Here is a 17,797-nt window from a genome sequence, read left to right on the forward strand (position 1 = left end):
AGTTTGTTCGGGGGCGGATTTCATATTGACTATCGGCAATATGAAACTCTGTAACGGGTTTTTTTTATAAAGAATGCCTGGGGAATCCGAAACCCGTCATTTAATCATATCGAAAATTTGAGCAAATTTATGCCAGATCCAAACAGTGAAATAACCCGATCAATTGAGAAACTGCAGCAACTGACTCGGGTGAATGCGATCGGTAGTTGGCGATACCGAATTGCCGATTTATCCGTGGAGGAAGGGACAGCCGCAGACACCTGGGACCAGTGGCAGAGGGCGGAATTGAACGAGAAAGGACATATCCCCTGGACTCAAGGACACCAGACGATTTGGTTAGGGTTGCGATATCAGGTTCCGGACCAGTTGCAGGGGTATCCCGTGGCGGGATTAACCTTGCGCTTGGCCCTAACTTGGTGGGCCGATGAAGCCCAAATTTTTGTGAATGGGGAGTTAGTCCAAGAAGGGGATTTATTTGATTGTGTGACCCGGGTGATGATTGAGGAAGAAGTAGAACCGGGTCAGGGGATTGATATTGCTTTAAGGTTAGTTAGTCCAGGACATGACTGCGGGGCATTAGTGCGATCGCTTTGGATTTATGAAAAAAGCTATGAAGACAGTTATGAAAGTTGTATTGATCCGGGGTTTATTGCAGACGAATTAGCGGTGATTGGCAAATATTGGGGAATTGCATCCGATGCCGAAACAAAATTGCAGCAATTACAGACCCAAATGGAGGCGATCGCCTGGGATAGTTTACCCGATGATGTTCCCAAATTTGAACAGTCCCTATCTGAATTGCGAACAAATTTGAAACAACAGTTTCACCAAACCAGTAAACTATGTTTACTCGGTCACGCCCATTTAGACTTAGCCTGGTTGTGGCCCATTGCGGAAACCTGGGATGCTGCAGAGTTTACCTTTGCCTCTGTTCTCGATTTAATGGCGGGATTTCCTCACCTCACCTTTGGTCATTCCACCGCTGCCCTCTATGCTTGGATTGAAGACAACTGTCCAGAGTTATTTGCAGATATTCAAGCCGAAGTTGCGGCAGGACGTTGGGAAGTTTTAGCCGGATTGTGGGTGGAACCGGAATTAAATATTATTAGTGGGGAAGCAATTTGCAGACAACTGTTATATGGACAACAGTATTGTTTAGAAAAATTTGGCAAACTCTCTCCCGTGGCATGGCTGCCCGATACTTTTGGATTTTGTGGACAATTGCCACAATTTTTAAAACAAGGGGGAATCGAATATTTCGTCACCCAAAAGTTGCGATGGAATGATACAACAGAATTCCCCTATCCCGTTTTTTGGTGGGAATCCCCCGACGGAACGCGAATTTTTAGTTTAATGTCGGCCCCAATTGGGACGGGAATTGAACCTGTGCAAATGGCGGATTATGCCTGTGATTGGGAACAGAAAACGGGACTGAAAGAGAGTTTATGGTTACCAGGAGTGGGAGATCATGGCGGGGGTCCGACTCGCGATATGTTAGAAGTAGGCGATCGCTGGCGGCAGTCTCCCTTTTTCCCCGCAATGGAATTTACCACCGCTGAGGATTATTTGCGCCAGTTGCAACAGCAGAGAGAATTTCCGGTTTGGAGGGATGAATTATATCTGGAATTTCATCGCGGCTGTTATACGACTCATGGAGACCAAAAACAATGGAATCGCCGTTGTGAGGGGTTATTATATGAAGCAGAATTATGGGCGGCAATTGCTACAAGGGTGACGGGTAGTGAGTATCCGAAAGGGCAAATTGAAGCTGCTTGGAAAGCGGTATTATTCAATCAATTTCACGATATTTTACCCGGTTCCTCAATTCCGGAGGTGTATCAGGATGCCAATCTCGGTTGGCAGGAAGCGGAAGAAAATGGGCGGGAGGTGTTAGAACAGGCATTCGCGGCGATCGCCTCACAAGTTGCCGGGGTTCCTCCTGCTGCCTTGCGATCCGCCCAACCCATTATGGTGTTTAATTCTCTCAATTGGCAGCGATCGCAAATTGTTTCCCTAGAGTTACCCGAACCCGCAGCAACGGGGATGGAATGGCAAGTGTATAATAGTCACGGAAATCAAGTGCGATCGCAACTCACCCCCACCCATCTGTTATTTGAATGCCTGGATATCCCCTCCATTGGCTATCACGTTTTTTGGTTAGGGCAATCCGAACTTAATCCCAAGTCTTCCTCCCCAGAACCCAATGACGAATTTATCCTAGAAAATGACAAATTGCGCGTTATTATTGACCCTGAAACCGGGAATTTGAGCAGCATTTATGATAAAATAAATGATTGGGAAATTCTCAACGAACCGGGCAACCAACTCCAAGCTTTTGAAGATAAAGGACAATATTGGGATGCTTGGAATATTGACCCTAATTATAGCCAACATCCGCTTCCCCCTCCTACCCTGAAACAGATTCAATGGATAGAACGGGACATACTGCAACAACGAGTGCAAGTGATTCGCCAAGTAGGACAATCGGACTTTATTCAGGAGTATATTATCCAAGCCGATTCCCCTTTGGTAAAAATTGCCACTACCGTGAATTGGCAAGACCGCAATATCATGGTGAAAGCAGCATTTCCCCTCACCATTGAGGCAGATTTTTTCACCTCTGAAACCCCCTGTGCTGCAGTGGAACGAACCACTCGACCCCAAACCCCCGAGGAAAAAGCTAAATGGGAAGTTCCTGCTTTAAAATGGGCTGATTTAAGTGGAGCACAAGAGGGAGTAAGTCTCCTCAATGATAGTAAATATGGTTACGATGCCACCCCTAATCAACTGCGTCTCACCCTCCTCCGGGGTTCCACTTGGCCGGACCCAGAAGCGGATTTAGGGTGGCATCACTTCACCTATTGCATTTATCCCTATCGGGGAAATTGGCAGTCAGCCAAAACAGTCCGACAGGGGTATGAATTGAATTTACCCTTGCAGGTTCGTCCCCTAGAGTCAGTCTCAGAACCAGGGGAAAAAACTTTGGACTTGCAGGAAAGTTTTTTACAGTTGTCGGGAGAGAGTCTGGTTTTGATGGCTTTCAAACAGTCTGAAAATGATGCTACAAAATGGATCATCCGATGTTATGAATCGGGAGGAAACCCGACAGAATTAGTGGTTCAGGAGGGATGGAAGAGTTTGCAAGAGGTGGATTTATTAGAGGAAAATTTAGAAGAAGGGAAGGTATGGGTTAAGGGGGAGGTTGTGCCGATTTTTCCTTGGAAGGTGGCGAGTTTTCAATTAGGGATTGAGGGGTGATGAGTTAGTTTGAGGTTCCGGATAACAACTTGAAGCGTTATCCGGATTAAACTTTATATAAAGCTTGAATTCAGTGAAATTCAAGACCCCAAAAATCAGCAGCAACTGGCTTTATTTTCGAGCTTTAAATTTCTGCCATTTAGCTTTAATCCAAATCACGAAGGTTTTCCCCAAAAAAAGGGAGATGCGGCGAAAGATATTCCAATTAACCGTTAGTTTCCCCAAGGGACTATTATCCGAGTGAGCCTGCCGTTCTTCCTCAATAATGTTCCAAGAGGTTTCCAGGGTAGAGACCCGCTGGGGGGAACGTTTCAACCACTGAATGAAGGCGCGAATCACTTTTTGCTGACGAGTCAGGCGTTGTCCGATGAGAATCTCTGAGGCGAGGGTGGGGTAACGGCGATCGAGCTCGGCTAAGGTGCGATCGCCCCAGTCTCGGATTTCAGGACTGGTACTTTCGCTGAGTTCTTGACAGAGTTTCCAAGCTAGACGCACTTTCCCATCGCCTTCATAAGCTTTGACTAAGGCTTTTTTAGCTTTAAAGAGGGTACCCGGATGGAGTTCATTAACTAAGACAGCTTCTAATTGGGCGATCGCCTCGGCATAATCCCCCGCTTTCAGTTGAGCTAATCCCGCTTGTAAATTTCGATTTGCCATAGCATGATTGGGATGAGATTGGATATGCTCCTCGTTTAGAATACCCCTGTTCAACCTTCCAGATATCATCAATCAAGGAAGTATATATCTATTCACAAAACCGTTCGTTTCCTATCTTTTTTATACAAAATCAGGGAACAAATTTTATAGTTTTTGTATTTTTATCATACATAATATAAAATCCAGCTAGACTGGACGTTGTATAAGAGGTCCGAACTAGCTGGAAAAATAGAGATTGAAAGAGATTGAAATGCTAGAAGCTGTTCTTAAACAACGTTGCGAGGACGACGTGCACCGAGGGTTGCTCCAATCAACGATGCCACTAATCCTAACAAGGAACCGAATAAAAATGACCAGCCAGCCCGGGCCACACCGTCGGCGATATTACGGGCCTCATTCGGGGTGACATTTGCGGCGCCGGGGTCTACATTCACGCGATCGGCAATTTCTCCAGCATTTGCCATCACAATTCCGAAGGTTCCTGATACACCACTTGCCAGTAACCATGAACTGAGTGCTAAAGTGGTTGCCCACAAAATTGCTCCGTTCAATAAAGCTGTATTTTTATTCATTGGTCCACAGGTGCGAGCCATCATCCATGACCCCAACAGTAGGGCAATAAATAAACTAATAATAGACCAAATTCCCACTCCCAAACCAATAGAACCGGGGTCGGATTGACCATCTGCTGCACCCACGCTCATCCCGATCGCAACTCCCAAAGCACTTAATACCAATTGGGTACTCAGCGCCACCACGATTCCTGCAAAAATTGGACCCCACCGAACGCGATCGTGATAATCAACCACGGGGGTTGCCATCATAGCTGGTTCGGCAATATTGACTCCACTGCGATTTCCATAAGTCATGGTTATTATCTCCCTTACCCTACTTTCGTTAATTTTTTTTTAAGCAAAATGCTGGCACTGGGGGGAATGCCTGCATCAATATGGATTTACTGTAAGACCGATTTGCTATTTTATCTATCTATCTAGGGATATAAGTTAACCCCCTTAGAACCAACAAAAACTCAATCGTCAGGTAGAGGGGAAAACCTATTACTTTTTCTAATATAGTGTTATAGAACACAATTGTAACAAAACTTTAAGGACATGACCATGACGCTTTACAAAATTGAGGATTTTTATCCCAACTACCGGAACGATTTATTTGAGGGAGATGATATTAAAGGCTATGACGTTTATGCGGGAACCAACGACGAAAAAATTGGTAACGTTGATGATGCCTTAGTCGATGAATCGGGTTATTTTCGTTATTTGGTAATTTCTACAGGATTTTGGGTGTTTGGAAAACGGGTCTTGATTCCCATCGGGCGTTGCCGAGTCGATAACGATCACAAGCGGATCTATGCGATGGGTTTGGAAACCAAAGAACAAGCTGAAAACCTGCCGGAATACCGTGAAGATACCGTAGTTGATAGCCAGTACGAGCAAAATGTGCGATCGATTTATGGCGCTCCTACTTATGCCGTTCCTAGCGTGGAAAATTCCGCCGCTGTAGAAGACAGTCCGCCAGTAGAAGGGGCCGGTGTAGCCGCAACTGCCACGGGCCGCCAGGTGATGCCCCCAACCCTTCCCCAGACTCCAAGCCGTGCGACGACCACCCCAACAGAAAGAACACAAAGCGATCGCCTCGTTGCTCAAGAAGATCAGTCTTATAGTTATGATCGCGAGCCTTCTTTCTACAATACGACCGATCTAGATCATCAAAAACTCAAGCTTTATGAAGAACGCCTCGTCGCGCACAAACGCCGCGAAAAAACCGGGGAAGTTTTAGTTAGCAAACGAGTCGTCACTGAACAGGCAAAAACGACGATTCCCGTTGAAAATGAAAAAGTTGTTGTTCAAATCCGGGAAGCCGTAGGGGCCGAACAAAATCTGGCGGCGGGTGAAGTCGCTTTTAATGACACGGAAGTTGCTCGACTCGAAGTCTATACAGAGAATGCCGACATCCGCAAGGAAGCCTTCGTGCGAGAGGAAGTCGAAATCCGCAAGGAAGTCGAACGCAATACCGTTGAAGCCGAAGAAACTCTGCGTCACGAAAAATTAGAAGTCAAGCGCGAAGGAAATCCCATTGTGGAGGATAAAAAGCGCCCATAAACTCAATTCACCATCGATAAGGGAGTGGGAGCGGACCACTCCTTACTAAAACTGGGGAGTGGTCCGCTCCCACTCCTTAATTTTATTCTCATAACGATTTAAACTTCCTGTATAAGAGAATAATTCACCCCTTTAAAAGCTTTTTCACTCTCACAAGCATTAAACGCTGATTGATTCCCCACTTTAAGCAGCCAGCAGTAAGGAGAATATTAATTATGGTTTTTTCATTGAAATGGCCCCTCGCTATCCTCAGTTCTATTGTACTCGGCGTGACTGCCGGGTTGACCATTCCGGATCTGTGGAAGGTCGAAACCGCTTCCGCACAGGGTCAACAACCGCAAAAACAACCCCAACAAACGCAACAAAAAAGCTCCTTCCCGGATGTCCAACCCAATTATTGGGCCAGTCCCTTTATTGAAGGGTTAGCTCAAGAAGACATTGTGGCAGGATATCCCGATGGAACCTTTAGACCCAATCAAAATATCGAACGGGAGGAGTTTGCGGCACTGATTCGCCAAGCCTTTGAGGTGACCGAAAAACGGCAAATTTCCAGTGGCAGTGAGTTTAATGATGTTCCTGAAAATCATTGGGCAGTTCCGGCGATCGAGGAAGCCTATCAAGGCGGGTTTATGAACGCCTTTTCTAATAATAAGTTATTCTATCCCCAGCGAGAAATGACGAGAGCAGAGGCGATTACCTCGTTAGCACAAGGGTTACAATTAGTCAAAGTTCGTCCAGCAGCTACTGCTGCTCAAGCTGGCGATCGCACTTCCCCCTCCTCTGAAGGGAAACGCCCGGTTGCCAAACGGCAACTCGCATTTCCCGTGGCGTTTACAGCCATGATGCAACCTTTACTCTTAATTCAGCGAGCTAACGCACAACCTCCCTCACAACCCGGACCCTCGGTCGAGGAACCCACTCAACAATCCTTTGTCACAAAACAACCGACACCGGATTTAACCGCCTATTATACTGATGCCGATCGCATCCCCTCCGAGGCCACCGACCCCATCTTAGCTGCAACCCAAGCTAATATCGTCGTTAATCATCCCGATCCATCAGTCCTCAACCCTACCGACTTTCTGAGTCGGGGTTCCGCTGCCGCCATGATTTATCAAAGCTTAGTCCATGCCGGACGCATGGAACCCCTACCGGACAATTCTGCCGCCAATCAATACATTGTCGAACCCCCCGCACCGAAGCAACCCTAAATGGACTAGGGGCAATTCTGGAATTGCTCCTACAAACCCAGAGGGAATGGGTCAGTTTGTAAGCAGCGATCGCCCGAAGCCCTCAACCCAGGTGAGAGAGGCAAAAAGTCCGGATGCAGCCCGATTGGGGCGCAAGGAAAGAGGGTGGTGTTTGCCGAGTCATGCCTTTGGGTGATCTATGAATTCGTGCAGACCCCCTTTAAGCGCAACCAGAGTAAGGGCAACCTATGAAACGAATGAGTGCTGAGGACCTGCTGAATCATTATGAAGCCGGACAACGTGACTTTTTGCTGTTAGATCTCAGTGGTTTAGATCTGCGCGGGGCTTCCTTACCCCATATTAATCTCATGGGCGTTGATCTCGTCGGGGCTGATCTGAGTGGTGCCGATTTGAACAATGCAGACCTCAGCGGTGCTGATCTCACTCGGGCGAACCTGTCTTATTCTAATTTGAGTGGAGTTGATCTGTCTCACGCGATCGTGGGTGAAGCAAACTTTACCGGCGTCAACCTCTCCGGGGCCATCCTCAATGGTCTCATTTTAGGCCGGGAAGATGCCCAGGGACCGAATTTCACCGAAGCCAATTTAACCGGGGCTAGGTTAGTCGAGGTCCAGTTACCCAGGGCAAATTTCACCGGGGCTAATCTCACTGCTGCCGACTTTGCCTATTCTCATCTCACTAGGGCTAACTTTTCCGAGACCTTTTTGCTGGGAACGTTCCTCAAACAAGCAAATCTAGCCGGAGCCAATTTCAGACGCGCTCAGTTATTCGGCACTTTTTTTGTAGAAGCCTGTTTAAGTGAGGCTTGTTTTGAGAATGCCTCTCTTAACTGTGTGAATTTCTATCATGCCGATTTAAACCAAGTTAACTTCGACCTCACCACCGATTACAAACGCCTCGTCATGCCAACCGGCTACCGAGGCGATCGCTGTAGCTTCCGGCAGTTAAGAGAAAATCGCCAAGAGAATGTAGCGGTTAAACCCCCAGTTCAGGCCCATTCTGTTCATTAGTGATGGGGATGGGGGGGATGGGGGAGATGGGGGGGATGGGGAAGATGGGGAGGATGGGGAGGATGCGGGAGAAGAAACGACAGCAAGTCGGGACGTTGAACATCTCCCCTATCTCCCCTATCTCCCCTATCTCCCCTATCTCCCCTATCTCCCCTATCTCCCCCATCTCCCCCATCTCCCCCATCCCCCCCATCCCCCCCATCTCCCCTATCTCCCCTATCTCCCCTATCTCCCGTCTCTCCCCTATCTCCCCTATCTCCCGTCTCTCCCCTATCTCCCCTATCTCCCCTATCTCCCGTCTCTCCCCTATCTCCCCCATCTCCCCTATCTCCCCCATCTCCCCCATCTCCCCCATCCCCCCTACTCCCATCACTCCACTCCCCAAACTTTAACCGTCCCATCAGCGCTGCCACTGACGATGAAATGGGAACTGGAGGGACTGAAGGCGACGGCATTGACCCAGTTAGAATGGCCTGAAAACATCCGGAATTCTTTCCCCGTCCGCAGATGCCAGATTTTGAGGGTGCTGTCTGCACTGCCACTGGCTAGTTGATAGCCATCGCGACTGAAGGCGACGGAATTAACGGGTTCGGAATGAGCGGAAAGGGTCCCGCGTTCCTCACAGGTGAGTAAGTTCCAGAGTTTGATGGTGCCATCTTCACAGCCGCTGGCGATGGTTTTGCCGGTGGGACTAAAGCTGATGGAATTAACCGCATCGCCATGACCCTCTAGGGTGCCGAGTTCTTCACCCGTATGAAAATTCCAGAGTTTGATGGTGCCATCCATGCTGCTACTGGCTAAAGTTTCCCCATCGGGACTGAACAAAACTGAGGATACGGCATCGGAATGGCCTTCTAAGGTGCTAATTTCTACTCCGGTGTCGAGGTTCCAGAGTTTGATGGTTTCATCAGCGGACCCACTGGCTAAAATGGGAAGCTTCGGATGCATGGCGACGGCATCGACGCGATAGGAATGACCGCGTAGGGTGCGAATTTCTTTGCCGGTTTGCAGGTTCCAGATTTTGATGGTTTCGTCACCGCTACCGGAGGCGAGGAGTTTGCTATCGGGACTGAAGGTGACGGACCAAACGCCTTCGGAATGTCCGGAGAGGAGGATAGCGAGAACGCCACTGTTGAGACTCCAGATTTTGACGAGTCCATCTTCACTGCCACTGGCGACGCGAGTGCCATCGGGACTAACGGCGATATCTTCGACCCAGCTAGAGATGCCACTGAGCGATCGCAATTCTTCGCCACTGTGCAGGTTCCATTTAGCGGTGTCTCCACCACTGCCACTGCCGACCATTTGACCATCGGGGGTAAAAACGACGGAATCAACCCACTCGGCGTCACCTCCCAGGGTGCGGAGTTCTTCCCCGGTTTCTAAACTCCAGACTTTCAGGGTGCGATCGCCGCTACCGCTGATTAACCGGCGTCCATCGGGAGCGATCGCCAGGGAACTGACCCACTCTCCATGTCCTCTAAGGGTTTTTAAGGGGGAATTTTCGGGAATTTTGCCGGTTTCTACATTCCACAGTTGCACCGTATCATCGGCACTGGCACTAATCAGCAACCGTCCCTCCAGACTGAAAGTTACCGCATTGACTCCCGAAGTATGGCCAGTGAGGGTGGCGATCGCCCTCGGGTCACTCACACTCCACAGTTTAATCGTCCCATCTTCACTCCCACTGGCAATCCACTCTCCATCGGGACTAAAGGCGACGGAATACACCCAGTCGCGATGTCCGGTAAAGGTTTGTAATTCTTCCCCGGTGTCAATATTCCATAATTTAACCGTGCTGTCTCCGCCACTGACCAACTGTTTACCATCGGGACTGAAGGCGACAGAATATACCCAGTCATAATGACCCTCTAGGGTTCTAACTTCTTCCCCACTCTCCAGATTCCACAGTTTAATCGTATTATCCTTGGAACCGGAAACCAGGAGTTTGCTATCGGCACTAAAGGTAACCGACGTAACCCACCGGGAATGGCCGGTGAGGGTCTGTTTCAGGGAGGCTATTTTGGGAGAGTTTTCCTCATTGATGGTCCAGAGTTTGAGCGTAGCATCCCCACTGCCACTGGCGAGCAAACGACCATCGGGACTAAAGGCGACGGAATCCACCCAATCGGAATGTCCACTGAGAATGCCGAGTTCTTCTCCGGTTTCCAGATTCCAGAGTTTAATGGTATTGTCATTGCTGCCGCTGGCTACTAAGCGTCCATTGGGGCTAATCGCCACAGAATAAATCCGGCTGGAATGCCCCCCCATCGTGCGGATGCACTTAAAAAAGCGATAGGGGTTATAGTCTTGTAAGGCTTTGCGGACCTCTAGTTCGGGCCGATTTCGCAGCAGCAAATAGGCCGCCCGCTGCACGGGTTCTGATTCGTCCTTTAATGCCTTGATGACCTGCTCTAATCCCGAGGGTCCCTGCTTTACAGCCGTGGTAAGGGTATCGATTCTTGCTTCGATATCTGCGATCGCCGCCTGAGCATGGACTGGCTGAGTTCGATGATTTGCCATTGCTTTTTTTACTCCGTGCCGCTCTATGAGCCGTTTCTCTGCATACAACAGACGCCGCGCCTGTCTCGCTATCGCGATTTTTTCCCTAGCCCTGGAAGGGACAAACGCTGTTGCTTTTCTTTTACTTTACTCCTCGATAGGACCCTTTTTCATCAGTCCAAAGCGGAACAGATTGAGGCTCTCTGTCCCAGGAAAGCACTCAGGGGGTCAAAACATTTGCCCGATCGCCTCCCTTCCTCCGTTTACTCACCTTCCTCGGGATTCTTCCGCAGCAAAAGCGATTGCAGGGAGTCAGGTTTACCCGGGGATTCACGAGTTTCGACCCAATCCCCAGATCTTAGGGGTTCCGTGAAGTTTCCCCACCTTCCCGGAATACCCCCCTTTTTTCTCCCCTCTTTTGGGTTAGTTTTATTCAGATTTTATCCGATTTATGGAATCAGGGAAACAATTTTTTATAAAGTTTTAGCGAATTTCGGGAGTCAGGGAAACGAGGTTTTATAAAGTTTTAACAAATTTGGGGTAGGAAAAAGAAAAATCTTCAATTTTTGATTTTTCAGTAAGTTTATGAAGGCCTATCTAGGGGTCTGGGTCCTTTTTCCTCTGCCTTCGGGGGTTTTGTAATCTAGTCTGGGGCTGAAAACTTTTAGGGTAAACTGGGGTTATCCCTGAGCTTATTTCCGTGAGTTTGTCAGGGATTCTCATAACCTGACGGGAGAAATTTAAGACCTGATGAATCGTCCCTGATTAACCTAGGGAATGGGCAGCATTGAAGCGGTTTGAGCAAAGCTGTAGGGTTGGTTTGACCCGTCCTGGGGAAGCGAGTTCAAGACTGGATCTGGGCTGGCGATCGCCTCTGGAGGGAAGAAAAATTCGGTAGTGGGCAATCTCATGGAGATCGCCCACTCGGAACCGATGTTTTTCCCACTAGGGGAGTCGAGTTGCGAGGTTAAAGGATGTTCTCCATGCAACGGCTCGATTTTTCGGGTTCATAACCCGGGAGTACAAAGTTGCCAGTCACCGCTTTGGCAACTGACCCTCCACTTCGACTCCCCTTTACTCTCCCAAATCTCTCAAAAATCCGTAACTCAACCGCACTTGATTCTCTTGATTAGCCCAACTTCATCCGGGGATAAACTCCGTCTTAACTGAGGTTTAAATCTCAGAGAATTCCGTTAGTTTTCTTCCCCTTCTGTGTTTTCGCTGTTTTCGTCACGGTTGCCATTCATATTAGAGTTACGGTTCTTGAAAAAGCGACCGGAATTAGTCGGTTTGCGGAATTGGCGCGCATAAGCTTTGTTCCGTTGTGCTTTTTCTTTTTTAGGATTGCGACGTTTTGCCATTATTATGGACCTCATGGATAAACAACAAAAATGACTCTTGGCTCTAGGGTAGCTTTAGGGGACGATCGCCGCGAGGTACAGACTGACCCCCCAGCGATCGCTCCATTGATTGCACAGTTGTCAATTGCACAATCACGAGTTAGAGCAAACAGGACAAGGGGACTGAATTCCTGAACAGGGGGCAAGGGTTAGCACTCCCACCCGATATCCGAACAGCTTCGTACCGAGGGTGAACCCCAGCTCACCCATTTCGGATGGGGATAGGCTCAATCCCATCAATTCGGGTTGAGATGAAAACCTTTCTCCCGAAAGAAAGCAAGCGATCGCCCATCATCCGGAAGTCTCTTTTGGATGGGGCGGTTTACCCCCCCTACTCCGGATGAATCCGATCCACTATTTTATGCTAGGGAACGCACAATTTCTCGAATTGCTCTCGGCCAAGACTGCAAGCTGAGTTCTATGGAATCTCAATCTCAGGCATGACCGAACTGGCGTAGCACTGAATTCATGATAACAGTAAAGAGCTATCCCATTCTGGGGATGGGGAGGATGGGGAGGATGGGGGAGATGGGGGAGATGGGGAGGATGGGGGAGATGGGGAGGATGGGGGAGATGGGGAGGATGGGGAGGATGGGGAGGATGGGGGAGATGGGGAGGATGGGGGGAACGACTGAAGTCGGGACGTTGAACTTGGGAAAGTAAGGATTTGTTGTATTGAAATCCTGTAGACTCATCAACGATGATGATTCTAACAGGTTGTAGGTTAAAATCAGGACGGCTTAGCCCGGTGTTCATCTCGTGACTCAAGTCACTGAGGTGATCCACATTGATTTTTGCTCAGGGAGCAGAGGGAGGGAGTCAGATCAAGCCTAAACAACAAGGCGATCGGGATAGAAAGATGGAGTCTGGGTGGTGGTCGTTGAATCCAGGATTATTTGATTTATGAAACGCTTATGGCATTTTACGCAAGCCGTACTCGGGATTGTGTTTCGACATCCCGTCCTCGGAATTAGCATTATTCCCCTGTTAGATAACGGTCAAATCGTGTTGGTGCGCCGTCGCGATAATGGTAAATGGGGTCTACCCGGAGGCATGGTGGACTGGGGAGAAGATATTCCGAACACCTTAAAACGGGAACTCACGGAAGAAACGGGCCTAGAAGTGACTCAAGTGGGTCGCTTAGTGGGCATTTATTCCGCCCCCGATCGCGATCCCCGGATTCATTCGATCTGCGTGGTTGTCGCGGCACAGGTCCAGGGGGAGATGAAAATCTATGATACGTCGGAAATCCTGGAGGTCAAGGCATTTGACCGGGATTCTCTACCCCTGGGTCAACTGTCCCATGACCACGATCGCCAATTACAGGACTTTCTCAATGGTGTGACTGCGGTCGCTTAATTGGGTCGGGGAGCGTGGTACCCTGATTGGGGCTCGGAGGAGTTACCTCGGGTTTCCTTCTGTCAACGGCGATCCTCAACTCCTCCGGCCTCATAAACCCTTAACTCGATACGGATGCGTTTCAAGGACTCAGGATGACTCTACCGCTCCGCAATTCCCGAATCAAACTGTCCCAAGGGCAACTGTTCTGGCGTGAAGTCGGCCAGGAGGGACTCACTCTAGTATTTTTGCATGGTTCGTGGAGCGATAGCGCTCAGTGGGTGTCAGTGATTGAGCGCCTCCGGGCCAATTATCACTGTTTTGCCTTAGATTTACTCGGGTTTGGTGAATCGGAACAGCCGAATATCCACTACTCGATCGCCCTCCAGGTGGAGTGTCTACACGAATTTCTGGAAACGGTGAACCCGGGCCCGGTTTATCTGGTTGGTGACTCTCTTGGCGCTTGGGTGGCAGCGAGTTACGCCCTGAAATATCCCGAGGTTGTGCCTGGGTTGGTGTTACTGACCCCGGAAGGAGTCCAGGTGGAAGGGTTGAAAAACCGCTGGTTTAGGACTCGCCTTTGGATTCAGGCATTGCCTTTGATTCGCAAGCTACAATCGGTCCTCTTTCCCTTGGCTAGACGGTTGCGCCTCCACCAAGTGATGCATCAAGCTTTGTTAAATGCCGATCGCTTGCAAAAATTTGGGGTAGCTTGTCAGATTTTGTTCCAACGTCGCACCAGTGAAATTGAAGGGGAGTTGTTGCAGGATCGGTTGAGTTGGCTGAAAATTCCGGTTTTGATTTTAATCGGCGATCGCGATACCCCAACGGCAGTTGCCTTATCAGAAACCTACCATCGGGCGATCGCTGATGCGAATTTACGCCGCATTCCCGAGGGCCAGTCTAATTTACCCGAGGAACTCCCGGATCTCGTGGCCCAACAGATTCGAGATTTTATTTCTAATATAGAGCCTTAAACCCCAAGCAGGGGTAAACTTTACCCCGATTGCTGTTGTTTGATGTAGCAAATCCCAGCAAAAATTAGATCCGGCATGGCGATCGCCTGTTTTGCCATCTCTGGCGCACTCTCTTGGAGATATCTCAAGAGCATTTCCCCTCCTCCCCCGGTGATCACCACCGTAGAGGTGGGAAAGCGCTGCCACCAGTCCTCGATAAAGTCTCGCACCCCGGACCCAATCCCATAAATTACTCCAGAGGCGATCGCCTCCGGGGTGGTTAAAGCCCAGCGTGGGGGTAAGGTGGCTGGAAATGTTACCGGAGGTAATGCGGCGGTTTTTTCCGTTAACGATTGCAGTTGTAACCCAAACCCAGGGAGAATTGCTCCTCCGACTAATCGGCCCTCGGGGTCTGCGCCGGTCAAGGTGAGGGCGGTTCCCGCATCCACGACCAAAACCGGCCAACCCCATTGCCTTGCTGCGCCCACTAAGGCCAAGGCGCGATCGATTCCCAAGGTGGGATAGAGTCCCAACAGGGGCACATCCTCCAGAGTAATGAGGTAGAATCTCCCGTAAGACTGCCAAAGCGCTAACTGGTGGGGAACGACGGAGGCGATCCACAGGGGAGGGTTCGGGGCGATCGCCTCACCTCCGGGCGGACCGGGAGACTCCAGACCCGCACACCACAACTCACCCCGGTTCCAGCCATGAATCAGCTTTTCCCCAGCAGCCGAGTCTAAATGAGGGCTGTGCCACACCTGTTTACAGACCTCGCCCTGAAACCAAGCCCAGTGTAGTCGGGAATTTCCAATGCTTAAGGCCAGCCAGTTGCGGGCATCGCGTCCCGATTCGGTTGCACTGTTGCTCATGTTAGGGTGGCCCTGCATTCCCCTGATTTTTACGTCCGCTTAGAGTTGCTTATAATCAAATAGAGATGAATCGATTGAAGTTCTTAGAATTTTCTGAGATATTATAGCAAATTTTTTGAATTTATTTCACCGAGAATTATAAAATAACCTTAATTTTTTATAAAAATTTGTTAAGATAGCAGGATAAAGAACACCGGCATCTGCGTCATCGGTTTAGGTTGGTCCCCTGAGATAAAAATTTATGTATATAAAACAACAAGCCCCCGACTGTAAATGGCCGAAGCCTGATTTATCAATCCCGCAAGCCCGTCGGTCTATCCATGAGGTGACCGACACTTACAAAGAAAGTATGGAGATACAAAATTTACATCCTTGGGAACTCCAGAGGGAAATTGAGCGATCTCGATTGCTCAACGAGATCAATAACAAGGTTCGCAGTACCCTAGATTTAGATGAAGTGCTCCAAGCTGCCTGTCATTTGTTAGGGGAAACGTTCAACTGTAGTCGAGTCAGCATTTTAGTCAACGAATCGGGAGTGGGGGACTGGTTAATTACCCGAGGAGAGTATAAGACGGATGATTACACCAGCCAACTGGGGACGCGAGTACCATTGGCGGATAATCCCCACTTGCATCAGTTGATGTCGCAGACAGAACCCTTAGCGGTGACGCAATTTTTAGAGTTTCCTGGGTTGGGGAAAGAAACGTTGCAACTGGTGCAGGAACTCAGAATTAAGTCCATGCTGGCGATCGCCACCTCTTACCAGGGGAAAGTCAATGGCATTATTGGATTGCATCAGTGCGATCGCGAACGGGAGTGGTCGCAGTGGGAACAAGACCTGTTAGAAGGGGTTGCCTCTCAACTGGCGATCGCCATTAATCAAGCTCAATTGTACAGTGCCACCCGTGCGGCAGCGCAACGAGAATCTTTACTGCGCCTGATTACGAACCAAATTCGCAGTACATTGGACCTGAATACGGTTTTAAAAACCGCAGTCCAGGGAGTCCGGGAACTCCTAAATACTGACCGGGTGGTGATTTACCGATTCCTAGAAAACTGGGCCGGTGAAATTGTAGTTGAAGACCTTAATGTGCCTTGGCCTTCGATTTTTGGTGGGATTGTGGCGGATAATTGTTTTAAAACTGACCATGCTGAACTCTATAAACAAGGGCGAGTTCGGGCCATCAATGATATTCATCAGGCGGGATTAAATACCTGTCATGTAGACTTTTTGGCCCGACTGGAAGTTAAGGCTAATTTAATCGTTCCCATTAATATGCCCGGTCATCTTTGGGGGTTGTTGATTGCTCATGAATGTCATTCGACCCGCCATTGGACCCAAGGAGAAATCGACCTCCTCGAACAATTAGGGCATCAAATGGCAATTGCCATCTCACAAGCAGAATTATATCAACAAGTTCAAGATTCTGCCACCCAATATCAAGCCCAGGCTGAACAATTAGAGCGGACTTTACAAGAACTCAAAGCGACCCAGCAACAACTCATTCAAAGCGAAAAATTATCCAGTTTGGGACAGTTGGTAGCGGGAGTTGCCCACGAAATTAACAATGCAAATAACTTTATTCATGCCAATTTATTCTACGTCCATGAATATGTGGAAGCTTTGAAAAAAGCGATTGATATTTACGAAAGTGCGGCCTCAGAAATTCCTCTGGAAATCGAAGAATTGAATGAAGAGGTGGATTTGGACTATATCCGGTCTGATTCGCCGAACCTCATTTCTTCGATGCAGCAAGGAAGCGATCGCATTCGCAAAATTGTCCAAAACTTACGGAACTTTTCCCGGTTAGATGAAGCAGGGGTTAAACCTGTGAATCTCAGTGAAGGTTTAGAAAGCAGTTTATCGATGTTGCAACATCGATTTTCCCCGGAGTTAAAAATTCATAAACATTATCATACTAAAGCCCGAGTGGAATGTCATCCGGCCCAGATTAATCAAGTGTTTTTTAACTTAATTGATAATGCATTAGATGCGATCGCCTCCAATCCAGGGACAGAAGGTGAACTCACCCTCTCAATTTGCGAACCCTATCCCAACTGGGTGAGCATTTCCATTAAAGATAATGGTCCGGGAATTTCTGCACAGATTCAAAACCAAATTTTCAATCCCTTTTTTACCACAAAACCTGTGGGCCAAGGCACAGGGTTAGGTCTATCTCTGTGCTATCAAATTATCGTTAAAGGTCATAAGGGAAAAATTCGCTGCATCAGCGAAGGAGAGGGGACAGAGTTTATTGTAGAACTGCCGCTCAAAATGATGGAAGAGAAATAAACCTATTCCCCACCTCCATCCCGCAAGTCGTCAATAGACCGCTTGCAAAATACTGGAGAGATCCCCCTTTCCCCCCTTATTAAGGGGGGCTTTTGGGAATTTAGCAAAAAGTCTAATATTCCTAGAGCAAGCAACCCCTGGCCTTTGCTCTAGGAACTTAATCTTTAATGATAACACAGGGGT

The 17,797-nt window shown here is 48.6% G+C and carries 16 protein-coding genes; 9 read left to right on the top strand and 7 right to left on the bottom strand.

The window, feature by feature from the left end; translation table 11 throughout:
* Window positions 1–129: 129 nt before the first annotated feature.
* On the top strand, window positions 130–3,258 hold the full coding sequence (locus NG792_RS16105) for an alpha-mannosidase (protein ID WP_261236058.1): 3,129 nt from the start codon (window positions 130–132) through the stop codon (window positions 3,256–3,258).
* 111 nt (window positions 3,259–3,369) lie between these two features.
* On the opposite strand, the gene NG792_RS16110 is transcribed toward NG792_RS16105, so the two are convergent.
* Window positions 3,370–3,915, bottom strand: a complete 546-nt coding sequence (locus NG792_RS16110; RefSeq protein WP_261236059.1) for an outer membrane protein assembly factor BamD — start codon at window positions 3,913–3,915, stop codon at window positions 3,370–3,372.
* 266 nt (window positions 3,916–4,181) lie between these two features.
* Window positions 4,182–4,784: a hypothetical protein gene (locus NG792_RS16115; RefSeq protein WP_261236060.1), complete on the bottom strand. Its 603-nt coding sequence runs from the start codon at window positions 4,782–4,784 to the stop codon at window positions 4,182–4,184.
* A gap of 249 nt (window positions 4,785–5,033) precedes the next feature.
* Between NG792_RS16115 and NG792_RS16120 the strand changes: the two genes are divergently transcribed.
* From NG792_RS16120 to NG792_RS16135, 4 genes are all read left to right on the top strand, one after another.
* Complete coding sequence (locus tag NG792_RS16120; RefSeq protein ID WP_261236061.1) at window positions 5,034–6,035, top strand: DUF2382 domain-containing protein; 1,002 nt, start codon at window positions 5,034–5,036, stop codon at window positions 6,033–6,035.
* A 215-nt stretch (window positions 6,036–6,250) separates the two neighbouring features.
* The gene (locus NG792_RS16125) at window positions 6,251–7,246 is read left to right on the top strand and encodes an S-layer homology domain-containing protein (protein ID WP_261236062.1); all 996 of its coding nucleotides are present in this window, start codon (window positions 6,251–6,253) and stop codon (window positions 7,244–7,246) included.
* Window positions 7,247–7,292: 46 nt separating this feature from the next.
* Window positions 7,293–7,421: a hypothetical protein gene (locus tag NG792_RS16130; RefSeq protein WP_261201252.1), complete on the top strand. Its 129-nt coding sequence runs from the start codon at window positions 7,293–7,295 to the stop codon at window positions 7,419–7,421.
* A gap of 52 nt (window positions 7,422–7,473) precedes the next feature.
* A complete protein-coding gene (locus NG792_RS16135) occupies window positions 7,474–8,256 on the top strand; it encodes a pentapeptide repeat-containing protein (RefSeq protein WP_261236063.1) in 783 nt (260 codons plus the stop codon).
* Here NG792_RS16135 and NG792_RS16140 read toward each other — a convergent pair.
* The 4 genes from NG792_RS16140 to NG792_RS16155 form a co-directional block, all read right to left on the bottom strand.
* Entirely contained in the window at window positions 8,222–8,611 is a 390-nt protein-coding gene (locus tag NG792_RS16140) for a hypothetical protein (protein ID WP_261236064.1), read from the bottom strand. The two genes, NG792_RS16135 and NG792_RS16140, sit on opposite strands and share 35 nt — an antisense overlap.
* 14 nt (window positions 8,612–8,625) lie before the next feature.
* A complete protein-coding gene (locus NG792_RS16145; RefSeq protein ID WP_261200573.1) occupies window positions 8,626–10,779 on the bottom strand; it encodes a WD40 repeat domain-containing protein in 2,154 nt (717 codons plus the stop codon).
* Between the two features lie 749 nt (window positions 10,780–11,528).
* Entirely contained in the window at window positions 11,529–11,669 is a 141-nt protein-coding gene (locus tag NG792_RS16150) for a hypothetical protein (RefSeq protein WP_261200574.1), read from the bottom strand.
* Between the two features lie 282 nt (window positions 11,670–11,951).
* Window positions 11,952–12,119, bottom strand: coding sequence for a hypothetical protein (locus NG792_RS16155; protein WP_015151665.1), 168 nt, complete (start codon window positions 12,117–12,119; stop codon window positions 11,952–11,954).
* A 507-nt stretch (window positions 12,120–12,626) separates the two neighbouring features.
* On the opposite strand from NG792_RS16155, the gene NG792_RS16160 reads away from it, so the two are divergent.
* The 3 genes from NG792_RS16160 (at window position 12,627) to NG792_RS16170 (ending at window position 14,473) form a co-directional block, all read left to right on the top strand.
* Window positions 12,627–12,821 carry a hypothetical protein gene (locus NG792_RS16160; protein ID WP_261236065.1) on the top strand — a complete coding sequence of 65 codons (195 nt, stop codon included), beginning with the start codon at window positions 12,627–12,629 and terminating at the stop codon, window positions 12,819–12,821.
* A gap of 240 nt (window positions 12,822–13,061) precedes the next feature.
* On the top strand, window positions 13,062–13,517 hold the full coding sequence (locus tag NG792_RS16165) for an NUDIX hydrolase (protein ID WP_261200576.1): 456 nt from the start codon (window positions 13,062–13,064) through the stop codon (window positions 13,515–13,517).
* A gap of 134 nt (window positions 13,518–13,651) precedes the next feature.
* Complete coding sequence (locus NG792_RS16170) at window positions 13,652–14,473, top strand: alpha/beta fold hydrolase (RefSeq protein ID WP_261200577.1); 822 nt, start codon at window positions 13,652–13,654, stop codon at window positions 14,471–14,473.
* A 20-nt stretch (window positions 14,474–14,493) separates the two neighbouring features.
* Here the strand turns inward: NG792_RS16170 and NG792_RS16175 are convergent, their stop codons facing one another.
* The gene (locus NG792_RS16175; protein ID WP_261236066.1) at window positions 14,494–15,321 is read right to left on the bottom strand and encodes a pantothenate kinase; all 828 of its coding nucleotides are present in this window, start codon (window positions 15,319–15,321) and stop codon (window positions 14,494–14,496) included.
* Between the two features lie 241 nt (window positions 15,322–15,562).
* Between NG792_RS16175 and NG792_RS16180 the strand changes: the two genes are divergently transcribed.
* Window positions 15,563–17,614, top strand: coding sequence for a GAF domain-containing sensor histidine kinase (locus NG792_RS16180; protein ID WP_261200579.1), 2,052 nt, complete (start codon window positions 15,563–15,565; stop codon window positions 17,612–17,614).
* The last annotated feature ends 183 nt before the right edge of the window (window positions 17,615–17,797 follow it).

It is taken from the genome of Laspinema olomoucense D3b (assembly GCF_025370785.1).
GTDB classification, from domain to species: domain Bacteria; phylum Cyanobacteriota; class Cyanobacteriia; order Cyanobacteriales; family Laspinemataceae; genus Laspinema; species Laspinema olomoucense.

What these genes read in the sequence shown, in the direction of transcription:
- NG792_RS16105 (WP_261236058.1), top strand. Translation starts at nt 130, where the DNA reads ATGCCAGATCCAAACAGTGAAATAACCCGATCAATTGAGAAACTGCAG.
- NG792_RS16110 (WP_261236059.1), bottom strand. Translation starts at nt 3,915, where the DNA reads ATGGCAAATCGAAATTTACAAGCGGGATTAGCTCAACTGAAAGCGGGG.
- NG792_RS16115 (WP_261236060.1), bottom strand. Translation starts at nt 4,784, where the DNA reads ATGACTTATGGAAATCGCAGTGGAGTCAATATTGCCGAACCAGCTATG.
- NG792_RS16120 (WP_261236061.1), top strand. Translation starts at nt 5,034, where the DNA reads ATGACGCTTTACAAAATTGAGGATTTTTATCCCAACTACCGGAACGAT.
- NG792_RS16125 (WP_261236062.1), top strand. Translation starts at nt 6,251, where the DNA reads ATGGTTTTTTCATTGAAATGGCCCCTCGCTATCCTCAGTTCTATTGTA.
- NG792_RS16130 (WP_261201252.1), top strand. Translation starts at nt 7,293, where the DNA reads ATGGGTCAGTTTGTAAGCAGCGATCGCCCGAAGCCCTCAACCCAGGTG.
- NG792_RS16135 (WP_261236063.1), top strand. Translation starts at nt 7,474, where the DNA reads ATGAAACGAATGAGTGCTGAGGACCTGCTGAATCATTATGAAGCCGGA.
- NG792_RS16140 (WP_261236064.1), bottom strand. Translation starts at nt 8,611, where the DNA reads ATGGGGGAGATGGGGGAGATGGGGGAGATAGGGGAGATGGGGGAGATA.
- NG792_RS16145 (WP_261200573.1), bottom strand. Translation starts at nt 10,779, where the DNA reads ATGGCAAATCATCGAACTCAGCCAGTCCATGCTCAGGCGGCGATCGCA.
- NG792_RS16150 (WP_261200574.1), bottom strand. Translation starts at nt 11,669, where the DNA reads ATGAGATTGCCCACTACCGAATTTTTCTTCCCTCCAGAGGCGATCGCC.
- NG792_RS16155 (WP_015151665.1), bottom strand. Translation starts at nt 12,119, where the DNA reads ATGGCAAAACGTCGCAATCCTAAAAAAGAAAAAGCACAACGGAACAAA.
- NG792_RS16160 (WP_261236065.1), top strand. Translation starts at nt 12,627, where the DNA reads ATGATAACAGTAAAGAGCTATCCCATTCTGGGGATGGGGAGGATGGGG.
- NG792_RS16165 (WP_261200576.1), top strand. Translation starts at nt 13,062, where the DNA reads ATGAAACGCTTATGGCATTTTACGCAAGCCGTACTCGGGATTGTGTTT.
- NG792_RS16170 (WP_261200577.1), top strand. Translation starts at nt 13,652, where the DNA reads ATGACTCTACCGCTCCGCAATTCCCGAATCAAACTGTCCCAAGGGCAA.
- NG792_RS16175 (WP_261236066.1), bottom strand. Translation starts at nt 15,321, where the DNA reads ATGAGCAACAGTGCAACCGAATCGGGACGCGATGCCCGCAACTGGCTG.
- NG792_RS16180 (WP_261200579.1), top strand. Translation starts at nt 15,563, where the DNA reads ATGTATATAAAACAACAAGCCCCCGACTGTAAATGGCCGAAGCCTGAT.